Annotated in this window: 18 protein-coding genes; 2 read left to right on the top strand and 16 right to left on the bottom strand. The window is 69.3% G+C overall.

The genetic code is table 11. The features are described from left to right. The first annotated feature begins 118 nt into the window (after nucleotides 1–118). Nucleotides 119–1,918: a methyl-accepting chemotaxis protein gene (locus EV147_RS21440; RefSeq protein ID WP_130393229.1), complete on the top strand. Its 1,800-nt coding sequence runs from the start codon at nucleotides 119–121 to the stop codon at nucleotides 1,916–1,918. Nucleotides 1,919–1,932: 14 nt separating this feature from the next. Here the strand turns inward: EV147_RS21440 and EV147_RS21435 are convergent, their stop codons facing one another. From EV147_RS21435 to EV147_RS21395, 9 genes are all read right to left on the bottom strand, one after another. Further along, the gene (locus tag EV147_RS21435; protein WP_130393228.1) at nucleotides 1,933–2,871 is read right to left on the bottom strand and encodes a phosphatidate cytidylyltransferase; all 939 of its coding nucleotides are present in this window, start codon (nucleotides 2,869–2,871) and stop codon (nucleotides 1,933–1,935) included. Nucleotides 2,872–2,885: 14 nt separating this feature from the next. Continuing rightward, complete coding sequence (locus EV147_RS21430) at nucleotides 2,886–3,530, bottom strand: lysophospholipid acyltransferase family protein (RefSeq protein WP_130393227.1); 645 nt, start codon at nucleotides 3,528–3,530, stop codon at nucleotides 2,886–2,888. Nucleotides 3,531–3,554: 24 nt separating this feature from the next. Next, nucleotides 3,555–3,992: a hypothetical protein gene (locus EV147_RS21425; RefSeq protein WP_130393226.1), complete on the bottom strand. Its 438-nt coding sequence runs from the start codon at nucleotides 3,990–3,992 to the stop codon at nucleotides 3,555–3,557. Next, nucleotides 3,989–5,365 (bottom strand): phosphatase PAP2/dual specificity phosphatase family protein, encoded by a 1,377-nt coding sequence (locus tag EV147_RS21420; protein ID WP_130393225.1) that lies wholly within the window; start codon nucleotides 5,363–5,365, stop codon nucleotides 3,989–3,991. The genes EV147_RS21425 and EV147_RS21420 overlap by 4 nt, the downstream gene beginning before the upstream one ends. Then, entirely contained in the window at nucleotides 5,362–7,089 is a 1,728-nt protein-coding gene (locus tag EV147_RS21415) for a bifunctional alpha/beta hydrolase/class I SAM-dependent methyltransferase (protein WP_130393325.1), read from the bottom strand. Before EV147_RS21415 ends, EV147_RS21420 begins: the two co-directional genes overlap by 4 nt. A 96-nt stretch (nucleotides 7,090–7,185) precedes the next feature. After that, a complete protein-coding gene (locus EV147_RS21410) occupies nucleotides 7,186–7,788 on the bottom strand; it encodes a CDP-alcohol phosphatidyltransferase family protein (protein WP_130393224.1) in 603 nt (200 codons plus the stop codon). Between the two features lie 659 nt (nucleotides 7,789–8,447). After that, a complete protein-coding gene (locus EV147_RS21405; RefSeq protein WP_130393223.1) occupies nucleotides 8,448–10,661 on the bottom strand; it encodes a xanthine dehydrogenase family protein molybdopterin-binding subunit in 2,214 nt (737 codons plus the stop codon). 40 nt (nucleotides 10,662–10,701) lie between these two features. After that, complete coding sequence (locus tag EV147_RS21400) at nucleotides 10,702–11,685, bottom strand: FAD binding domain-containing protein (protein WP_130393324.1); 984 nt, start codon at nucleotides 11,683–11,685, stop codon at nucleotides 10,702–10,704. Then, nucleotides 11,685–12,338, bottom strand: a complete 654-nt coding sequence (locus EV147_RS21395) for a (2Fe-2S)-binding protein (protein ID WP_130393222.1) — start codon at nucleotides 12,336–12,338, stop codon at nucleotides 11,685–11,687. The genes EV147_RS21400 and EV147_RS21395 overlap by 1 nt, the downstream gene beginning before the upstream one ends. 238 nt (nucleotides 12,339–12,576) lie before the next feature. On the opposite strand from EV147_RS21395, the gene gcvA reads away from it, so the two are divergent. Beyond that, nucleotides 12,577–13,470 carry a transcriptional regulator GcvA gene (gene gcvA, locus EV147_RS21390; RefSeq protein WP_130393221.1) on the top strand — a complete coding sequence of 298 codons (894 nt, stop codon included), beginning with the start codon at nucleotides 12,577–12,579 and terminating at the stop codon, nucleotides 13,468–13,470. Here the strand turns inward: gcvA and EV147_RS21385 are convergent. Genes EV147_RS21385 through EV147_RS21355 form a run of 7 tightly spaced genes read right to left on the bottom strand, consistent with a single transcriptional unit; the run spans nucleotide 13,467 to nucleotide 19,149 of the window. Continuing rightward, nucleotides 13,467–14,654: a CaiB/BaiF CoA transferase family protein gene (locus tag EV147_RS21385; protein WP_130393220.1), complete on the bottom strand. Its 1,188-nt coding sequence runs from the start codon at nucleotides 14,652–14,654 to the stop codon at nucleotides 13,467–13,469. The genes gcvA and EV147_RS21385 overlap by 4 nt on opposite strands. Further along, on the bottom strand, nucleotides 14,644–15,048 hold the full coding sequence (locus EV147_RS21380) for a PaaI family thioesterase (RefSeq protein WP_130393219.1): 405 nt from the start codon (nucleotides 15,046–15,048) through the stop codon (nucleotides 14,644–14,646). The genes EV147_RS21385 and EV147_RS21380 overlap by 11 nt, the downstream gene beginning before the upstream one ends. Further along, nucleotides 15,045–16,016 carry a tripartite tricarboxylate transporter substrate binding protein gene (locus EV147_RS21375; protein ID WP_130393218.1) on the bottom strand — a complete coding sequence of 324 codons (972 nt, stop codon included), beginning with the start codon at nucleotides 16,014–16,016 and terminating at the stop codon, nucleotides 15,045–15,047. The genes EV147_RS21380 and EV147_RS21375 overlap by 4 nt, the downstream gene beginning before the upstream one ends. A gap of 39 nt (nucleotides 16,017–16,055) precedes the next feature. Continuing rightward, nucleotides 16,056–16,856 (bottom strand): enoyl-CoA hydratase/isomerase family protein, encoded by an 801-nt coding sequence (locus EV147_RS21370; RefSeq protein ID WP_130393217.1) that lies wholly within the window; start codon nucleotides 16,854–16,856, stop codon nucleotides 16,056–16,058. A gap of 8 nt (nucleotides 16,857–16,864) precedes the next feature. Next, nucleotides 16,865–17,635: an SDR family NAD(P)-dependent oxidoreductase gene (locus EV147_RS21365; protein ID WP_130393216.1), complete on the bottom strand. Its 771-nt coding sequence runs from the start codon at nucleotides 17,633–17,635 to the stop codon at nucleotides 16,865–16,867. 1 nt (nucleotide 17,636) lies between these two features. Continuing rightward, nucleotides 17,637–18,782: a thiolase family protein gene (locus EV147_RS21360; protein WP_130393215.1), complete on the bottom strand. Its 1,146-nt coding sequence runs from the start codon at nucleotides 18,780–18,782 to the stop codon at nucleotides 17,637–17,639. A gap of 13 nt (nucleotides 18,783–18,795) precedes the next feature. After that, a complete protein-coding gene (locus EV147_RS21355; protein ID WP_130393214.1) occupies nucleotides 18,796–19,149 on the bottom strand; it encodes a Zn-ribbon domain-containing OB-fold protein in 354 nt (117 codons plus the stop codon). Between the last annotated feature and the right edge of the window lie 160 nt (nucleotides 19,150–19,309).

Genomic DNA, 19,309 nt, shown 5'->3' with positions numbered 1-19,309 from the left:
AAAGTGATGCCAGAATCTCTATGTTGCATCGCACTAAAGGCTAGGGCGGAAACCGCCGTCAATGCGTCGGCAATCCTCCTGCCCGGACCCGGGCCAACCTGAGAGAAGAGTCCGACACATGCTTTCCTCGCTCCGCGCGCGCATCGTGGCCCTATCCGTGGCCATCGTGATCGTGGCGCTCGCCGCCAACGCCCTCGTCAACCAGCTCGTGGCGCGTGCCTACAACAACGAGGCGATCGACAACAACCTGGCCGCCGTGCAGACCGGCCACGTCGACGCCATCGCCGAATGGGTGGCCAGCCACACCCAGATGATCCAGTCCCTGCAGGACGTGGCGCTGCAGGATGATCCCATCCCTGCACTGCGCCTGGTGTCGAATGCGGGCGGCTTCATCAAGACCTATGTCGGCTATGCCGACAAGAGCCACCGGTTCTCGGACGCCGCCGGCCTCAAGCCCGATTATGATCCCACCGCCCGCCCCTGGTACAAGCAGGCCGTGGCCGCCGGCAAGCCGATCGTGACGCCGCCCTACATCGCGGCCAGCAGCGGCAAGCTCGTGGTCACGTTCGCGGCGCCCGTGGTGCGCGACGGCGTGGTCAAGGGCGTGATCGGGGGCGACGTGGCCATGGACGCCGTGGTGGCCAATGTCCGCTCGATCCATCCCACGCCAGACAGCTTCGGCCTGCTGGCGGCCCGCAACGGCCAGATCGTGGCGCATCTCGACGACAAGCTGACGCTCAAGCCCGTGTCCGACCTGATTCCCGCGCTCGACGGCGACAAGCTCGGCGCGCTGGTCTCCGCCACGCTGCCGATGGAGGTGGATGTGGCGGGCGCCGCCAAGCTGCTGCGCGGCCGCGAGATTCCGGGCACGGACTGGGTGGCCGTGATCGCGCTGGACAAGTCCGAGGCCACCGCCGGCATGCGCTCGGTGCTGATCGCCTCGCTGATTTCGCTCGTGATCGTGGCCTGCGCCGCCGCGGCCATCGTGGCGGGCGTGACCGCCGTATCGTTCCGCCGGCTGTCGGGCATCCGCGATGCCATGACCGCCATCGGTTCCGGCGACGGCGACCTGACCCAACGCCTGCCCGCCGACGGCACCGACGAAGTGGCCCAGATCGCCCGCGCCTTCAACGCCTTCGCCGACAAGCTCGTGCACGTGATGCGCCAGATCCGCGACGCCAGCGAGTCGGTCCACGTGGCTGCCAACGAGATCGCCGAGGGCAACGCCGATCTCTCGCGCCGCACCGAATCGGCCGCCGCCAGCCTTGAACAGACCGCCGCGTCGATGGAGCAGATCACCGCCACGGTCGGCCAGTCGGAATCGTCGGCGCGGCAGGCGGACGACACCGCCGCCCGGGCCCAGGAGGTAGCCACCAACGGCGGTACCGCCATCGACGGCGCCATCCATACGATGGGCGACATCGAACGCGCCGCGGTGAAGGTCTCCGACATCATCGGCGTGATCGAGGGCATCGCCTTCCAGACCAATATCCTGGCGCTGAACGCCGCCGTCGAGGCCGCCCGCGCCGGCGAACAGGGACGCGGCTTCGCGGTCGTGGCCGGCGAGGTCCGCGGGCTGGCCCAGCGCAGCTCGCAGGCCGCCAAGGAAATCAAGACGCTGATCGAATCGACGGTCAGCAGCGTCAACGCCGGCTCCGGCCAGGTGCGCCAGAGCGGCGAAACCATGCGCGAGATCGTCGGCAACGTGGGCCGCGTGACCCAGATCATCGGCGAAATTTCCCAGGCCGCCCGCGAACAAACGCGCGGCATCCAGGAAGTGAACGTCGCCGTCAGCCAGCTCGACCAGATGGTGCAGCAGAACGCGGCACTGGTGGAACAGTCGACCGCAGCGGCGGCGGCACTGCAGGGGCAAGCGGCGACCCTGGCGGGCGTGGTGAGGACGTTCAGGTTGGAGTGAAGGGCCAGCTCCCCTCACACCCACCAATACCGCGTCACATGGAAGAACACCGGGGCGGCGAACACTACCGAGTCGAGCCGGTCGAGCATGCCGCCGTGGCCTTCGATCATGTGGCCCCAGTCCTTGATGCCGCGGTCGCGCTTGATGGCGGACATCACCAGGCCGCCGAGAAAGCCCATCAGGGCAATGACCAGCGCCACGGCGCCGGCCTTGAGCGGGGAGCCGTAGGGGGTGATCCACCAGAGCGAGGCGCCCAGCGCGGTGGCGCTCAGTACGCCCCCGACGAAGCCTTCCACGGTTTTCGACGGCGACAGCAGCGGGGCGATCCTGCGTTTGCCGAGCATCTTGCCCCAGACGTACTGCAGCACGTCGCTGCCCTGCACCACGATCACCAGGAAGGCAATCAGCAGCAGGTTGCGGTCCTCGAAACCCGCGATCGGCAGCGTCAGCAGCGCGGGCACGTGCGAGATGCAGAACACGCAGATCATCACGGCCCACTGCACGCCGGCGCAGCGCTCCAGGAAGCGCGTGGTCTCCGACGACAGCGCCGACAGGATCGGCAGGATCAGGAAGGCGTAGACCGGGATGAAGATCGAGAACAGCCCGTACCAGCCCGTGTAGACGAGCGCGTACTGCCCCGGCAGGAACACGAAGAACGCCGCGACGATGGCGCGATGGTCGCCCCGCCGCGTGGTAGTGATCGTCACGAACTCGCGCAGCGCGTAGAACGACAGCAGTGCGAACAGCACCACGATGGCCCCCCGTCCCATGGCGAACACCACGCCGAGGATGCCGATCATCCACCACCAGGCGTTGATGCGCGAAGTGAGGTTGTCGATCACGCCGTGCGGCTGCCCCCGGGCGACGCGCCAGCGCAGCACGGACGCAATCGCCGAAGCAAGGATCAGCACGCCGAAGGCGCCCGCGAACAACAGTTGGGTTTCTCGAATCATGGGCAGGCGTCGGTTCAGTCGAGGGCGGGGGCCAAACACAGCAGGCCGGCGCGGGCGCGGGCCAGAAAATCCTCCTTCGGCTCGCCGGCGGCCAGCGTCAGGGGCGTGCCGAACGTGACCGTGCAGAGCAACGGCACCGGCACCACCTCGCCCTTCGGCATCACGCGGTTCAGGTTGTCGATCCAGACCGGCACGAACTCCACGCCGGCCTCGGCCGGGCAACTGCGCGCCAGGTGGTAGATGCCGCTCTTGAACGGCAGCAACCGCTCTTCGGTGGTGTTGCGCGTACCCTCGGGGAAGATGATCAGCGATGCGCCATCGGCCAGCACCTGCGCCATCTGCGCCACCGGATCGGCCGCGGCACCCGCGCCCGTGCCGGTGCGGTCGATCAGCAGCGCGTTGAACACGTCGCGGCCGATGAAACGCCGCAGCGGCGACTTGAGCCAGTAGTCGGCACCGGCCACCGGGCGCGTCTGCGGGCGCAGGTCAGGCGGCAGGCTGCCCCAGATCAGCACGAAATCGCCATGGCTGCTGTGGTTGGCAAAGTACACGCGCTGCCGCGCCATCGGCAGGCAGCCGTTCCAGCGCGCCTGCATGCCGGTGAGCAGTTGGGCAAACCCGATGATCAGGCGGGCGACGATTCTTGCGGTCCAGTTCATGGCGATGGCGGATGGCTCCAGCGGTTATCTCAGCAGCAGGATCACGACGGCGATCAGCCATTGCAATGCCATCAGCACGCCGGCGATCGTCAGGAAGCGGCTCGCACCCCGCGCACGCGCGGCCATCGGGCGGCCGGCGCGGGAGGCGGGCATCCAGCCCAGCGCGGCCAGCGCCGCGTCGAGTTCGGCGAGGTCCGGGGCGGCGCCGGCCAACGCCAGCGCATCGAACAGGCGACGGTCGACCTCCACGCGCACCAGCAGCCAGAGCTGCGCGGCCGCCAGCAGCGCGGCCACGGCGCCAGCCACCAGCCACAACGTGCCTGTCGGCGCCATGATCCCGGCCAGCGCAACATTGACCAGCGCCAGCACCAGCGCCGCGATATTGAGCCGCGCCGCCGCGCGCAACGCGCCGGCCGTGGCGTGCGCGAGCCAGCGCGCGGGTTCGTCCCGGGCTTCGCTCATGCTGCGTCCTCCTCGATGAATCGTGCGAGTGCGGCCACGCTGGCGGGCCCCAGTACCACGGGCCGCGCCGCGCGCAGCATCGCCAGCACCTGCTGCACGTCGCGAATGCCACGCTGCCGCGCCAGCCAGCACGCCACCACGAGCGCGCTGCGCGAGTAGCCCAGCGCGCAGCAGACCAGCACGGTCCGCCCCGCAGCGTGCCATTGCTCGATCTGCGCGGCGCCGGCGCGCAACTGCGCCTGCGTCGGTACCGTCAGGTCGAGCACCGGGATGCAGCGGTAGGCCGGCGCGTGGGCCAGGCGCGGAAACTCGGCGGTCAGGTCCAGCAGCGCGTCGGCGCCAGCCAGCGACAACTCGTGCTGCGTCGGCAGGCGGCCAATCCAGACGCGCTCCGCCACCGGGCTGACGGGGTCATGCCTGCGCGTCCACCAGCGCGAGTTCAGGAAGGCGCCGCCCAGATACGGCGCCAGCGTCCACCACGCCGCCATCGGCAGCGCGCCATGCTCATCCTTGCCGAACGCCCCGGCACGCCCCGCGCGATAGATCAGCGCCACGCACAGCAGCGCGAGCGCGACCCATGTCAGCAGCAGCCACGCCGTCACCGACCATGCCAGCGCAAGCCATGCGAGGACACCCATCGCCAATGCCCCGGCGCCATACCGCCACGCCAGCGCCCGCACGCGGGGATCGGGCTGCGCCGCCGCCACGCCGATCCGCGTGCCGCTGGCCTCGGCCCGCGCGAGCCCGGCGGGCAGCGGAAACGCGAACACGCACAGCCAGCCCACGAGCCAGCCGGTCGGCACATCGATCAGATGATGCTGGTAGGTCGTCAGCACCGAGATGCCGATCAGCGCGAACCACACGTGCAGCCCCCAGCGCCAGCGCGGCGCCAGATGCATCGCGTAGGCCACCCAGAGCACCACCAGCAGGCTGATATGGAGCGACGGCGCCTGGTTGAACGGCTTGTCGAAGCCGCCCAGCAGCGTAAAGAGCTGGCCGGGCAGGCCGTCGGCGGGCGGCCGTTCGAACGAGAAGCGCAGCGGGAACGCGATAAAGCATGCCACCGAGATCAATTGCGCCGCCAGCAGGCGCCTGACGTGCGTGAGCAGCCCCGCCCGCGTGCGCCAGAGGAAGAACGAGATACCGTACAGCAGGTCGATCGACCAGTACGGCACGATGCTCCACGGCACGAACGGCATGCCGCGCTCCCACTCGTAGTGGAAGAATGGCACCTCGCCGCGCTGGCTGGCCAGCCAGTTCGCCAGCCCGTAGCTGCTGAAGAACAGCACGCCCATGCCGGCCAGCAGCAGCGTTGCCAGCCCCCACGGCCGGCTTTCGGCAGGAATATCGCCCGCGCGCCCGGCCACCGTCATGCCGGCCCGTCCACGCGCCGTGCCAGGCTCACCGTGAAAATGCCCCACGGGTCGATGCGCTGCGCCATCTTCTCGAACCCCGCCTCGCGCACGAGCTGGTCCATCTCGGCCTGCGGGCGCCGCCGCATGACCCAGGCCGAGCCGGCCCGATGGCTGGTCAGCGCGCGGGCAATGAATTCGAGCTGCGGATGCCACGGCTGACCCGTGTAGATGAGGTAGCCGCCCGGCGCCACCGCCCGGCCGAGTCCGCCGAGCGAGCGCGCCACCATGTCGTTGTCGCCAAACAGTTCGTAGAGCCCCGAGACGATGGCCAGCGTCGGCGCCGGGTCCAGCGCGGCGAGGTCGTCGCCGTCGAACGCATCGCCCTTGCGGAAATGCGCCACGTGTTCAAGCCCCTTGGCGCGGATCAGCGCCTGCCCCTGCGCCACGTTGATGTCGCTGTAGTCGCGCAGCAGGATCGACGCCACGCCCGTGCCGTTGAGCCGCGCCTTCTGCGACTCCAGCGCTTCGAGCACGTAACGCCCATGGCCGGCGGCGATATCGACGATGCGCACCGGTACCCCGTCCGCCTGCAGCCGCGCCATGGCCTCGCCGATCAGTTCCTCCACGTGGACCTTGCGCTGGCGGATGCCGCGCCAGCCAATGGCGTCGAGGTAGTTGCGATCGGCCAGCCTGCCCACGCCAAAGCGGCCGGCGGGCGTGTTGCGGTAGACGTAGTCGAGCGTCGAGCCCGAGTCGAAGCCCGTGGCGTGTCCCAGCCGCACGCCTTCGGACAGCGCGCCGCCCAGCCGCAGCCCGGCGCGCGTGAGCGTCCAGTACAGCGCCGCCAGGCTGCCCGCGGGTACCGGCCGCGCCAGCCGGTCCGCCTCGTCGCGGAACGCGCCCTGGCGGTCGGCATGGCGCAGCGAGACGCGCGGCGACGGGGTGTCGAACTGCCGCACGATGAACTGCCGCGCCGCATCCACGGCCTGCGCGCGGTCGCGCTCGCCAAGCGTGTCGTGGTAGAAGCCGTCCAGCACCACCTTCTGCTTGACCCGCGATCCGAGGCGCTCGAAGAACGCGTCCTGCGGCCCGCGATGCACCACCCAGTCGGCGCCCGAGATCAGCAGCTGCGTGGGCACGGTGATCGCGGCGGCATCGGCCACGATGCGCTCGGCGGTCTCGTAGAGGTCCAGCAGGATATTGACGGCGATGGGCCGCGTGATCAGCGGATCGGTGCCATAGCTCGCGATGCGCTCGGGGTCATGCGTCAGGAACTTCGCCTTGACGTAGCTGTTGACGAAGAACTTGCCGCGCAGCCGGTGCATCAGCTTCAGGCCCGGGCGCGCGAACGGCACGTAGAGCTTGACCCTGAACGCCGGGGAGGCCACCACCAGGCAGCGGATCGGCGGCGCGTAGTCGTGCACCCACGTGGTGGCCAGCACCGCGCCCACGCTCTGCGCCACCACGGCCATGTCGCGCACGGCGATGCCGTGTTCGGCGGCAATATGGTCGGCGAAGGTCTGGATGTCGCGTACCGAGGTGGCCAGGCTCGGGCTGTAGCCCCGCTCGCCCGGCGACCGGCCATGGCCGCGCGCATCCCAGGCAAAGAATGCGTGGTCGGGCAGGTCGAGTTCGTCCACCAGGTGCGCCACGCGGCCCGAGTGCTCGTGTCCGCGATGAAACAGCAGCACGGCGCCACGAGGCTGCCCGGAGCGGGCCGGCCAGTGCCGGTAGAACAGCATCTGGCCATCGTGGGTATCAAACCGGGATTCGATCGGGGTACGCGGCACGGGCGTCGCTCCTATGTCGATGACGGCGAGTTTCGATTCGAGAGCCGCTCAACGGGCGGCGTTGGCTTCCTGCACGCCACGCTGCACGCGCCGCACGATCGTCACGATCGACAGCAGGCACAGCGCCACCCAGATCCAGTGGCCATAGGCGCCCGGACCGAAGCCGAGCCCGAGCCACAGCCCCAGCGCACCGAGCACCAGCGCCCGGTCGCTCTTGCCGAGCGGGCCATCGTAGCGGCGGCTGGCACCAGCGAGCGGACCGATCAGCCCCGCGCATTCGACCACCACCGCGAGGATCGCAAACGGCACCACGGCGGTACCGAAGGGCAGCACGAACGGAATCACCAGCGCCAGATCGGAGACGATGTCGCCCAGTTCGTTCAGATAGGCGCCCAGCGCGCTTTGCTGCCCGTGCTCGCGCGCCAGCATGCCGTCGATGGTATTCAGCGCCATGCGCACGAACAGCCAGATCGGCATGAGCAGGAAGATGCCGGGCAGCCAGACCAGCGCGCCGACGATGCCGGCCACCACGATGGAACCCAGCGCGGCCACGGTGGTGACCTGATTGGCGGTGACGCCGCGGTCGGCCAGGCGCTGCACCAGCGGGCGCAGCCAGGCCTGGAATCTTGGTTTGATCTGATAGAGCGTCAATCGCTTTCCCCCCTCGCAGATATTGCCGTGTGTGGCGGGGATGCTATCGGGGTCGTCCCGCTGTGTAAATAACGTCACAGCGCCGGGTGCGGGAGCGGGTGATACGCGTCAATCAGCGGCCTGCATGGAGCGGCCGCGTTGCGCTCGGCGGTCTATTCAGAAGACAACTATTCGTGCCACCCCAAATGCGGGGAAAAGTCTTCCGGCGAATGATCGGAAATCAGGGCGCTTCATGCGGTCACCGGGCTGTTTGTCGAAGTGACCGGAGAAGGCGATGTGTGCGTATACCTCGTATACGTATACGCGAATCGCGTTTCGCAGCCGTTCTGGGCAGCGTCACTTCCATGCGTCAGGGATCGACGCCGGGCACCAGAGCGTACTCACTGCTGCGTATGTTTTTCCTTTTAAATCAACGACGCAGAAACCGCGATGAAAACCGGGGCGGAAGCGGTTCTGGAAGCCGGAAAGTGGCGCCGGCGAGTCCCTTCGCACGTCGCTGCCTTGGCGCCCCGTGACGCCACATGGATGGCGCTGCCGGCCTTCCAGTCCCGCCGCCATGCAACGCGCAGGAGGGGGGAGCGCAATGGGATGAATGGAGGTCTCCCCAGGAAGGGCTTCGACATTCGTTCGGTCTATTGCCGCTGCCGGGCCGATTCGCCTCATCCCATCAGCTTTTCCTTGGTGATTGGCAGCTCCCGGATGCGCCGGCCCGTGGCGTGATGCACGGCGTTGGCCACGGCGGCCGCCAGTCCGGTAATGCCGATCTCCCCGATACCGCGCGCCCCGAACTCGTTGAAGGCCAGATCGGGGTAATCCAGCAGGATCACGTCGATCTCGGGCTGGTCCGCGTGCACCGGCATCACATACTCGGCGTAGTTGTTGTTGCCCGGCATGCCGTTGCGCTCGTCGTACTCGGTGGCTTCGAACAGCGCCATGCCCACGCCCATGACCACCGCGCCTTCCACCTGGTTGCGCGCCGTCAGCGGATTGATGACGCGGCCCACGTCGATGGCACTGACCACGCGCGCGACACGCAGGCGCGAAATGCCCGGGTCCCAGCGCACTTCCACGAAATGCACGCCGAACGACATGTACGACCGCTTGTCCGTATCCGGCGCCCTGCCCGTGCGCGCAACGCCCTCGGCGCTGGCAAAACGCTGCGCGTTGAGCACCGACGCGTAATCCACACTCCGCTTGCCATCGGTCAGCTTGCCGTCCTTCAGCGTCAGTTCCTCCGCCTTGCCGCCCGCAAACGGGCCGCCTTCCTGCGTGGCGTACCCGCGCAGTTCGCCGATCGCGTTGCGCGTGGCCTCCGCCACGGCCGGCAGCACGCTTGCCGTGGCCCAGGAACCGCCCGCCACCGGCGCGGCCGGCGATGCGGAATCGCCGAGCCGGACGTCGATCTTCTCGAACGGCAACCCGGTCAGCTCGCTCACGGTCTGCGCCACGATCGTGTACATGCCGGTGCCGATGTCCTGCACCGCGCAGTTGACCTGCGCCATGCCGTCGCTGCGCAGCCGCACGCGCGCCTCGGCCGGCGTCCGCCAGGCGTCCCAGTTGCACACAGCCATGCCATAGCCGATGACTTCGCTGCCTTCGGTCATCGAGCCGGGCCGCGGGTCGCGCCGGTGCCAGCCGAACTGGCTGGCGCCCTGTTCGATGGCCTCGCGCAGATGGTTGCTGGACCACGGCAGGTTGTTGCTCTCGTCACGCGTGGAGATGTTGGCCAGCCGGAAATCGAGCGGGTCCATGCGGCACGCCAGTGCCAGCTCGTCGATGGCCGATTCCAGCGCGAAGAGTCCCGGCGCGGCCCCCGGCGCGCGCATCGACGTGGGCGCGCCACGATGCACATTGGTGGTGTGGTGGCTCACCATGACATTGGGGCAGCTGTAGACGCTCTGCGTCATGCCGCCGCAATTCTCCAGATACTGCTCGATGAACGACGTGGTGTTGACCGATTCGTGCCGGATCGACGTGATCTTGCCGTCTGCCGAGGCCGCTACGCGCAGCCGCTGGCGGGTTTCGGGCCGGTGGCCGGTGGTCGTGAACGTGTAGGCGCGCGGCACCACCAGCTTCACCGGCCGGCCCGTCATCTGGGCCGCGGCGCTGGCGGCCACCGAGTGGGGCCACATGAACAGCTTGGAACCGAAGCCCGAGCCGATGAACGGCGCGTCGACGGTCACGCGTTCCGGCGTCAGCCCGAAGACCTGCGCGATGGTATTGCGGTGCACCGTGGCGCCCTGGGTGGCCTCGTACAGGTGCAGGTCGCCGTTCTCCCACCACGCCAGCGTGGCGTGCATTTCCATCGGGCTATGGGTCTCCACCGGGGTGCGGTAGACCGCATCCACCCTGGCCGCCGCCGCCTCGAACGCAGGTTCGGGCTGGCCACGCGAATGGCCCGCCCCGGCGTCTTTCAGCCCGTTGGCCTTGATGCCGTGTTCCAGGTCCACCACCGCGCTGGCCGCGCTGTAGCGCGCCGTCACGCGGCAGGCGGCCTCGCGTGCGTGTTCGAAGGTGTCGGCCACCACCAGCGCCACCATCTGCCCGCCGTAGACGATGGTTTCGTCCTCGAACGGCAGCCGGTGCTCGTCGGTAATCGACGCGGTGAGGATCGTGGCGCCCGAGATCGGGCTCTTCGGCGTCTTGAACAGACGTGGAAAGTTGCCGTGGTGGAGGATATCGACCACGCCGGGCACGCGGCGCGCCTCCGCCGTGTCGAGCCCGGTCAGGCGTCCGCTGGCCACGGTGCTGTAGACGCCATAGGCATGCAGCATGCCCGGAAACGACCGGTCGGCGGTGTAGAGCGCGGCGCCGGTCACCTTCAGGCGGCCGTCGATACGGCGCGGCGCGGCGCCGATGGCAGTGGTATTCATGTCTGTCTCCCGGAGAACGGCCGTGCCGTCCGATATCCGCTCATGCCACAAGGCGCGACAAGTTGCGGATGACCGCCTGCTGGCCGAGCAGCAGCTTGAAGCCGTTCTGGCCGTACGATTGCGCGCCGGTCATCGCGGCCGCCGCCGCTTCGCGGATCAGCGCCTCGGACACCACCTTGCCGCGCAGCACGTCCTCGGCATTGGCCGCGCGCCACGGCTTGGTCGTGACGCCGCCGAGCGCAATGCGGATATCGCGCACGGTCTGGCCATCCAGCGCGACGATGACCGCGCTCGACGCCAGCGCGAACTGGTAGGAACCCCGGTCGCGCAGCTTCAGGTAGGCCGAGCGGCTGCCCGGCATCGGCGCGTCGAGCGTGACGTGCGTGATCATCTCGCCGGGCTCGATCGCGTGCTCCTTCCAGGGCGTGTCGCCGGGCAGCAGATGGAAATCCGCCAGCGGTACCTCGCGCCGGCCCCTCGGGCCCTGCAGCTCGACCGTGGCGCCGATGGCCACCATCGCCACGCACATGTCTGACGGATGCGCCGCAATGCACTGGGGACTGCCGCCCAGTACCGCATGCACGTTGCGGTTCAGGCCGTCGATGGCCGAGCAGCCGGAGCCTGGCGTGCGCTTGTTGCACGGCGACACCCCATCGCGGAAGTAGCCACAGCGCACCCGCTGCATCACGTTGCCGCCGGTGGTGGCCTTGTTGCGCAACTGCGTGCTGGCGCCGGACAGCACCGCCTCGGACAGCGACGGATAGTGTTCGGCGATATGTGCATGGCGGGCAAGGTCGGTGTTGCTGACCATCGCCCCGATCCGTACCCGGCCGTCGCCGGGCAACTCGATCTGGTCGAGCCCGAGCTTGTGGATGTCCACGAGGTGCGCGGGCCGCATGATGTCGAGCTTCATCAGGTCCAGCAGCGTGGTGCCGCCGGCCAGGTACACCGTCTCGGCGGCGCGGGCGTGGAGCGCGATGGCCTGGTCCACGTCGGCGGCGCGCGCGTAGTCGAAGTTCCGCATCATCCTCTCCCCGGCACCCGTGCGCGGGCATCCTGGATCGCCGCGACGATGTTGCGGTAGGCGCCGCAGCGGCAGATGTTGCCGCTCATGGCCTCGCGCACCGAGGCATCGTCGGCCGGTATCCGCCGGTCCTGCAGGATGCCTACCGCGCTCATCATCTGGCCCGCCGTGCAGTAGCCGCACTGGTACGCGTCGTGGTTCCAGAACGCCTCCTGCACCGGATGCAGGCTGCCGTCCGCCGACAGCCCCTCGACGGTCACGATGTCGTCACCGTCGTGCATCACCGCGAGCGACAGGCAGCTGTTCACCGTCACGCCGTTGACGATCAGCGTGCACGCGCCGCACTGGCCGTGATCGCAGCCCTTCTTGGTGCCGGTGAGATGAAGCTGGTCGCGCAGCGCATCGAGCAGGATCGCGTTGGCGGCCACATTGAGCCGGTGCGTGGTGCCGTTGACCTTGAACGTCACCGGGTAGGTGTCCTGCGGCGTGCCGGCTGGCGGCGGCGCTGTCTGGGCCGTGGCGACATCGGCGAGCGTGGCGCCCGCGCCGGACACGCTGACGCATTGCAGGAACCGTCGGCGCGAGAGCACCACCGGGCCGGCGTCGGTCAGCTTGCCGCTATCGACGTCGGTCGCCTTTGTAGGGTCGTCCATCTTCTTCTCCTGTCGGGACGCCGGCGCATTGCACCGTTGTCATCTGCGGGGCAACGGGCCTGACCCCTTGCCGCTCTTACTTTATTCAGACTTTCGGCGAAAGCAAGAATGTGCGGACATGGCCGAGGCGCGCATCGCGGACCGCGCCGGTTGTTTCATTTTCAGATCTGAAACAGCGCGCCGGATCGGTGCATTCCCTCGATTGAGGATTTCTCAATCGCGTGCCAGAATCCGCGCCATGGACCGACTGCCCCCGCTCAATGCCATCCGCGCCTTCGAGGTCGTGGCGCGCCGACTCAGCATCACCGTGGCGGCCGAGGAGCTGCACGTCACGCCCGGCGCCGTCAGCCGCCAGGTGCGCACGCTCGAAGATGCGCTGGGCGTCGCGCTGCTCGTGCGGGGCCACCGGCAGATCACGCTGACGCGCGCCGGCGAGGACTATTACCGCAGCGTGACCAGGGCAATGGACGTGCTGCGCGACGCCACCACGCGCCTCACGCGGCGGACACGCCGCACGCAGCTCAAGGTGCGCGCGTACACCACGTTCGCGATGCGCTGGCTCATCCCGCGCCTGTCCAGCTTCCACACGGCCAACCGCGGGATCGAGGTGCTGCTGACCGCCTCGCTCGATCCCGTGGACTTCCGGCGCGAGGACATCGACGGCGCCATCCGGCTCGGCGATGGCAAGTGGCAGGGCGTCAACGCCTATCGCCTGGTGCGCAATGTGCTCACGCCGGTCTGCAGCCCGGCGCTGGCCACCGGTGTGCGCAAGGCCGGTGACCTGCAGCGCCAGGTGCTGCTCCATTCGATTGCGCGCCCGGACGACTGGGCCAGCTGGCTCGCCGCCGCAAAGGGCGATGCCGTGGTCGACGCGCGCAGCGGCATGACGTACCAGAGTTCGGCGATGGCCTACGCGGCCGCCCTCGAAGGCCAGGGTTTCGCCATCGCCCAGCGCTTTCTGGTCGAGGACGACCTCGCCTCGGGCAAGCTCGTCGCGCCGTTCCGCAAGGCGCTCGACATGGGCGATTTCACCTACTACCTGATCACGCCGGCGGACCGCAAGGAGAGCCCGAGCATGGCCACGTTCCGCAAGTGGCTGCTGGCGCAGTTCGGAGACGGCGCGCCAGGCTAGGCCGCAGCGGCTTCGCAAAGCGTGGCGATCTGCGCCTCGCCGAAGCCGAATTCCCGCAAGACCTGCTCCGTATGCTGCCCGCATGCCGGCGCGGGGCGGGCCGGCCGTGCGTTGACCTCGGCACTGCAGACCGGAAAGCCGGGCACGCGCAGGGTGCCGAGCACCGGATGTTCGATCTGCGCGATCATGCCGTTCGCGGCGGCCTGCGGATGCGCCACCACATCGTCATAGGCCGCCACGCGCGCGCAGAGGATATCGGCCGCCTGCAGCGCGTCGAGCCAGGACTCGGTCGAACGGGTGACGAACGCCTGCGTCAGCGCCTCGACCATGGCGGCGCGGTTCGCCACGCGCAGCGGCGACGTGACGAAGCGCGCATCGTCGGCCAGCGCGGCCACCCCCAGCGTCTCGCACAGGCGGCGCCAGCGGTCCGGCATGTAGGCAGCCACCATGATCCAGCCATCGGCGGTGCGGAACGCCTGGTTGGGCGCGGCGTACGGCGCGGCACTCCCGGCGCGCACCGGCAACTGCCCATCGGCCAGGTACGAGGTCAGCGACGACTGCTGCAGCGCCAGCGCAGCGTTGAACAGGTTGACGTCGAGATGGCCGCCGCGCCCGTCGCGCGCCCGCTGGGCAAGCTTCGCCAGGATGCCGACCACGGCGATGTAGCCGGTCATCACGTCCACCACCGGCGCCTGCACCTTGCACGGCTCGCTGTCCGGCAGGCCGACCAGGCTCATCAGCCCCGCGTCGGCCTGCAGGATGCCGTCCACCCCGGCACGCTGCGCGTAGGGCCCGTGCTGTCCGTAGGCGGAGATCGAACAGTAGATCAGCGCGGGGTGCGCGGCGCACAGGGCCTCCGGACCGAGCCCGAGCCGCGCCATGACGCCGGGGCGCATGCTTTCCACCACGATATCCGCGCCGGCAATCAGGCGCCGCGCCGCCTCCGCGCCGGCGCCGGTCTTGAGGTCCAGCATCACACCCTGCTTGTTGCGGTTGAAGCCGTGGAACAGCGCGCTGTCCTCGCCGAGCCAGCCCGGCCCGAGCGTACGCCCCAATTCCCCGCCGGGCGGCTCCACCTTGATGACGCGCGCGCCCAGATCCGCCAGCAGCATCGTCGAGGCCGGGCCCGCCGCGATCTGCGTGAAATCGATGACCGTCAGGCCCTCCAGCGCGTTACCGAGCATGGTCGCGTCCTCCCGCTCTCTTGAATGTTCCCTGCGCGGTGGCAATCAGCGCGCCGTGCGCGTCGACCAGTTCGGCCGACGAAAAGTAGATGCTGCGGCCCGCCCGCGTCAGCCTGGCGTTGGCCCGCACCCGTCCGGCGCTGACCTTGCCCAGATAGCTGATCGACAGCATCAGCGTCACCGCGTTGCCCAGTTCGCCCTGGTCATCCTGCAGGCCGGCGTACCCGCACGCGGCGTCGAGCAGCGTGGCGCTGACCCCGCCCTGCAGCGTGCGCTGCCGGTTCAGGTGAGCCGGCGCGATGTCGAGTTCGAACGTGCACGTGCCGCGCCCGAGGCTGGCCAGCCGGATGCCCAGCGATTCGAGCAGCGGGTTGTCGATCTGCGCGGGGTTCACATCGCCACCTTGATGTTGTTCTCGGAGATCACGCGCTGCCAGCGCGCCAGCTCGCGGCCGATGTAGGCGCGCAGCTCGTCCGGCGTGGAACCCTTGACCTCGAACCCCTGGTTCGTGAACTGCGCCGCCAGTTCGGGCGACCGCAACGCCGCCAGCAGCGCCGCATTGAGGCGGTCCACCACGGCGCGTGGCGTCTTGGCCGGCGCCAGCAGGCTGTACCAGAGCTCGGCGTCGTAGCCCTTGAGCCCGGCTTCGGCGAAGGTCGGCAGTTCGGGCATCAGCGCCGTGCGCTGCTGGCCGGCAATGCCGAGCGCGCGGAGCTTGCCCGTCCGCACATACTGGATGGCCGACGCGAACGTGGCGAACGACACCTGTACCTGATTGCCCATGAGGTCCGAGATCGACGGCCCCGTGCCGCGATACGGCACGTGCAGCAATTCGGTGTGATTGAGCCGGGCGAACACCTCTCCGGCCAGATGCTGGGGCGTGCCGGGGCCGGGGCTGCTGTAGCTGACCTTGCCCGGATTGGCGCGCGTGTAGTCGACGAACTCCCTGAGCGTGCGGTACGGCTGCGCCATGTTCGATACCAGCACCAGCGGCACCGAGCCGATGCGGCCCACGGGCTCGAAATCGCGCTCGATATTGAACGGCACCTTCATGCCCAGGTACGGGTTCATCGTCACCTGGCTCGACGCGATCACGAGCGTGTAGCCATCGGGCGCGGCATGGGCCACGTGGTCCGTGCCAAGGTTGCCGCCCGCGCCCGGCTTGTTCTCGATGACGACGGGCTGGCCGAGTTGCTGGGCCATTTTCGGCGCGATCAGCCGCGCCAGGATGTCGTTGCCGCCGCCGGGCGCGAACGGCACCACGAGCGTGATCGGCTTCGACGGAAACGGCGCCTGCGCGGCGGCCGAGGTGGCGAGGATGATCGCAAACGCGGCCAGCGCGTGGCGGATCAGCTTGTTCATGATGGTCTCCTTGTGGTCTTGTCGTGAGCCTGGAGCGGCCTAGCGCCCGACGAACCGGGGCGCGCGCTTCTCGGCAAACGCCTGGCGCCCCTCGGTGCGGTCTTCGGTATCGCGCAGGGCGCCCCAGTACAGTTCGGTCAGGTCCTGCGCGTCGGCTTCGGACAGGTGCGCGGTCTGCCGCGCGAGCTTGCGCACCGCCTGGACGGCCAGCGGCGCATTGGCGGCAATCTGGCTGGCCAGGGCGAGCGCGCGGTCGAGCAGCCGGTCGGGCGCCACGGTTTCGGACACCAGCCCGATCCGGCTGGCCGCCTCAGCGCCGATGCGCTCGCCGGTCAGTACCATCTGCATCGCGTGGGCCGACGGCACGGCCTTGAGCAGCCGATGCAGGCCCGAGACGGCCGGCACCGAGCCGACCCGCACCTCGGGCAAGCCAAAGCTCGCCTGCGTGGACGCAATGCGCAGATCGCACTGGAGCGCGATTTCCAGCCCCGCGCCGAGGCAGTGCCCGTTGATCGCGGCAATCAGGGGCTTGGCGCACTGCAGGCCGCTCAGGTCCATGAGCCGGATGTAAAGTCCCCGCTCGGCGGCGGCCTCCGGCGCGTGAAACATCGCCTCGGGATAGCTCGCGGGCGCTGGCGCCCCCTTCAGGTCGGCGCCGGCACAGAAGGCACGCGTACCGCTGCCGGTCAGCACGGCCACGTGGATGCCGGCGCGGTCGCGGATCTCGCCCAGATGCTGGCGCAGCACGCGCAGCGTGGGCACGTCGAGCGCGTTGAGCGCCTCCGGCCGGTCCAGCGTCAGCACGGCCACCCGTCCTTCGATATCGAGATGTACGGTCATCGCTCCCCCTACACGCTCGGCGACGAAAGGCTGCGCCCGCCGCAGACATAGAGCGTCTGGCCCGTCACGTACGACGCCCCGGGGCTGACGAAGAAGCGCACCGCGTTGGCAATGTCGCCGGCCGTGCCAATACGCTGCACCGGCACCGACTTCTGCAGCCGCGCCTGCACCTCGGGTGCGAAGTTGCGGAACAGCGGCGTGTCGACGATGCCCGGCGCCACCGCATTGACCGTGATGCCCTGCGCCGCGAACTCGATCGCCAGCGAGCGGGTCAGGCTGACCACACCGCCCTTGGCCGCCGAGTAGTTGGCCTGGCCGAACCCGCCCAGCCACGCCCGCGACGAAATATTGACGATGCGCCCATACCCGCGCTCCACCATGCCGGGCAGCGCCGCGCGGCAGCACAGGAACTGCGACCGCAGGTTGGTATCGACCACCAGATCCCAGTCTTCGTCGCGCATCTTGAGGAAGCGCATGTCGCGCACGGCGCCGGCGTTGTTCACGAGGCAGTCGATCGGCCCCATCGTGCCGGCCACATGCTCGAACGCCGCGTTGACGGCGGCCGATTCCGTCAGGTCGACCGTCACGCCCATGGCGCGGTGGCCCCCATGGATCAGGCCCGCCACCGCGTCAGACAGCGCCGCCGCGTCGCGGTCCAGCAGTGCTACCGCCATGCCCTGGCCCGCCAGCTCCGTGGCGATGCCCAGCCCGATGCCGCGCGCCGCGCCGGTCACGACGGCTACCTGCCGCCCGTTGCTCTCATCGATGGATGCGTGCATGTCAGGCTCCCAGCAGGTGGACCGACGACGCGGCGTGATCCACGCCGGCAATGCCGCCCCCCGTGCACTGCGTCAGGCCGATGCGCGCCCCCTCCACCTGCCGGCCGTCGGCACGCCCCTGCAACTGCCACATGATTTCCACCATCTGCGCGATGCCGGTGGCGCCCAGCGGATGGCCCTTGGCCAGCAGTCCGCCGCTCGGGTTCACGGGCACGCGCCCGCCCAGCCGCGTGGCGCCCGAGCGCAGCAGCGGCACGGCGTCGCCGGGCGCCGCCAGCCCGAGGGCCTCGTAGTACAGCAGTTCGGCAATCGTGAACGCGTCGTGCAGTTCCACGACATCCACGTCCTGCGGCCCGAGCCCCGCCTGTTCGTAAGCCAGCCGCGCGGCCCGCGCCGTGATCTCGGCGTCCAGGATGTCGTCATCGGCGCCTTCCCGCAGCCCCGACACCACCACCGAGGACAGCACGCGCACGGGTTTCTCCCGCCGGGGCCGGCGCGTGGTCAGAACCACGGCCGCGGCACCATCGACCTGCGACGGGCAGCACTGCAGCAGCGTCAGCGGATCGGCGATCATGCGCGACGCCAGCACGTCTTCCAGCGTGGTTTCGGTGCGCTGCTGGGCGTACGGATTCAGCGCGCCGTGCCGGCGGTTCTTGACCGCCACGGCGGCGAGGTCTTCCGGCGAAGCGTCCCGCTCGTGCAGGAAGCGCGTGCCGCGCATGGCGTAGACGGCCGGCAGCACCATGCCGGCCGTGGCATAGAGATCGGTCATCGTGTCGTTGCGCTGCATCGGGATCGTGCCCCCGCCCAGCGCGGTCAGTTGCTCGATGCCGAAGACCAGCACGGTGCCGTACTGCTGCGCCAGCAGCGCGTGCCGCGCCAGGTGCACGCCGGTGGCGCCGCTCGCGCAGGCATTCTCGATGTTGTAGACCGGTACGCCCCGCAACCCGAGATCGCGCACGATCAGCTGGCCCAGAATCATGCCGCCCAGCACGTTGGCGCAATAGACGGCCTCGATGTCGTCGAGCCTGACGCCCGCATCCGCCACCGCGTCCAGGATGGCCTGCTGGGCCAGTTCCGGCGCCTTGACGCCGGTATGCCGACCGAACGGCGTCATCGCGCCGCCGGCAATGTAGATGTCCTGCATGGTCTCGCTCCTCTCAGTCCTGCTCTGCCTGGAACACGTAGCCGAACGTGGCGTCGGCCACTGGCGCGTAGCGGTCGCCGATGGCCGGGCGCTCCTTGCCTTCGAGCCGCCCGAACACGCGCAGCGGACCGTCAAGGTCGACATAGCCCAGCGCGTAGGGCGGCAGGCCGGTCTTCGGCGCGGGGTGGATGACCGTGAAGCTGTAGACGGTGCCTGCGCCGCGTACGGGCACCGTGTCGTATTGCGCGGCGAGGGGCGAGTGCGCGGGCAGCGCCGGAAAGTGGCGGGCGCCGGTGTCGCGGTGCCGGGAAGCCTGCAGGGTGGCCGGGGTGTCGGAACTCCACAGGCCGGGGGCCGGGGTGGTCATGGGTGTCTCCTTTGTCGAGGGTTGCCTTGCCGTGCGATGACTGGATAGTGGTCGGCGACAGGCGGCGCGACAAACGAGTTTTCGGGAGTCTTGACTTGTGTTTTTCTCAATCGATCAGCCACTGGCCCGAACGGTGGTTCGGTCCCGGGCCCCCGGTGCC

The organism is Cupriavidus agavae, assembly GCF_004217045.1.
Lineage (GTDB): Bacteria > Pseudomonadota > Gammaproteobacteria > Burkholderiales > Burkholderiaceae > Cupriavidus > Cupriavidus agavae.
This window is presented reverse-complemented; position numbering and strand designations above follow the sequence as displayed.

Coding starts and splice junctions, on each gene's coding strand:
- EV147_RS21440 (WP_130393229.1), top strand. CDS start 119: ATGCTTTCCTCGCTCCGCGCGCGCATCGTGGCCCTATCCGTGGCCATC.
- EV147_RS21435 (WP_130393228.1), bottom strand. CDS start 2,871: ATGATTCGAGAAACCCAACTGTTGTTCGCGGGCGCCTTCGGCGTGCTG.
- EV147_RS21430 (WP_130393227.1), bottom strand. CDS start 3,530: ATGAACTGGACCGCAAGAATCGTCGCCCGCCTGATCATCGGGTTTGCC.
- EV147_RS21425 (WP_130393226.1), bottom strand. CDS start 3,992: ATGAGCGAAGCCCGGGACGAACCCGCGCGCTGGCTCGCGCACGCCACG.
- EV147_RS21420 (WP_130393225.1), bottom strand. CDS start 5,365: ATGACGGTGGCCGGGCGCGCGGGCGATATTCCTGCCGAAAGCCGGCCG.
- EV147_RS21415 (WP_130393325.1), bottom strand. CDS start 7,089: ATGCTGTTCTACCGGCACTGGCCGGCCCGCTCCGGGCAGCCTCGTGGC.
- EV147_RS21405 (WP_130393223.1), bottom strand. CDS start 10,661: ATGAATACCACTGCCATCGGCGCCGCGCCGCGCCGTATCGACGGCCGC.
- EV147_RS21400 (WP_130393324.1), bottom strand. CDS start 11,685: ATGCGGAACTTCGACTACGCGCGCGCCGCCGACGTGGACCAGGCCATC.
- EV147_RS21395 (WP_130393222.1), bottom strand. CDS start 12,338: ATGGACGACCCTACAAAGGCGACCGACGTCGATAGCGGCAAGCTGACC.
- gcvA (WP_130393221.1), top strand. CDS start 12,577: ATGGACCGACTGCCCCCGCTCAATGCCATCCGCGCCTTCGAGGTCGTG.
- EV147_RS21385 (WP_130393220.1), bottom strand. CDS start 14,654: ATGCTCGGTAACGCGCTGGAGGGCCTGACGGTCATCGATTTCACGCAG.
- EV147_RS21375 (WP_130393218.1), bottom strand. CDS start 16,016: ATGAACAAGCTGATCCGCCACGCGCTGGCCGCGTTTGCGATCATCCTC.
- EV147_RS21370 (WP_130393217.1), bottom strand. CDS start 16,856: ATGACCGTACATCTCGATATCGAAGGACGGGTGGCCGTGCTGACGCTG.
- EV147_RS21365 (WP_130393216.1), bottom strand. CDS start 17,635: ATGCACGCATCCATCGATGAGAGCAACGGGCGGCAGGTAGCCGTCGTG.
- EV147_RS21360 (WP_130393215.1), bottom strand. CDS start 18,782: ATGCAGGACATCTACATTGCCGGCGGCGCGATGACGCCGTTCGGTCGG.
- EV147_RS21355 (WP_130393214.1), bottom strand. CDS start 19,149: ATGACCACCCCGGCCCCCGGCCTGTGGAGTTCCGACACCCCGGCCACC.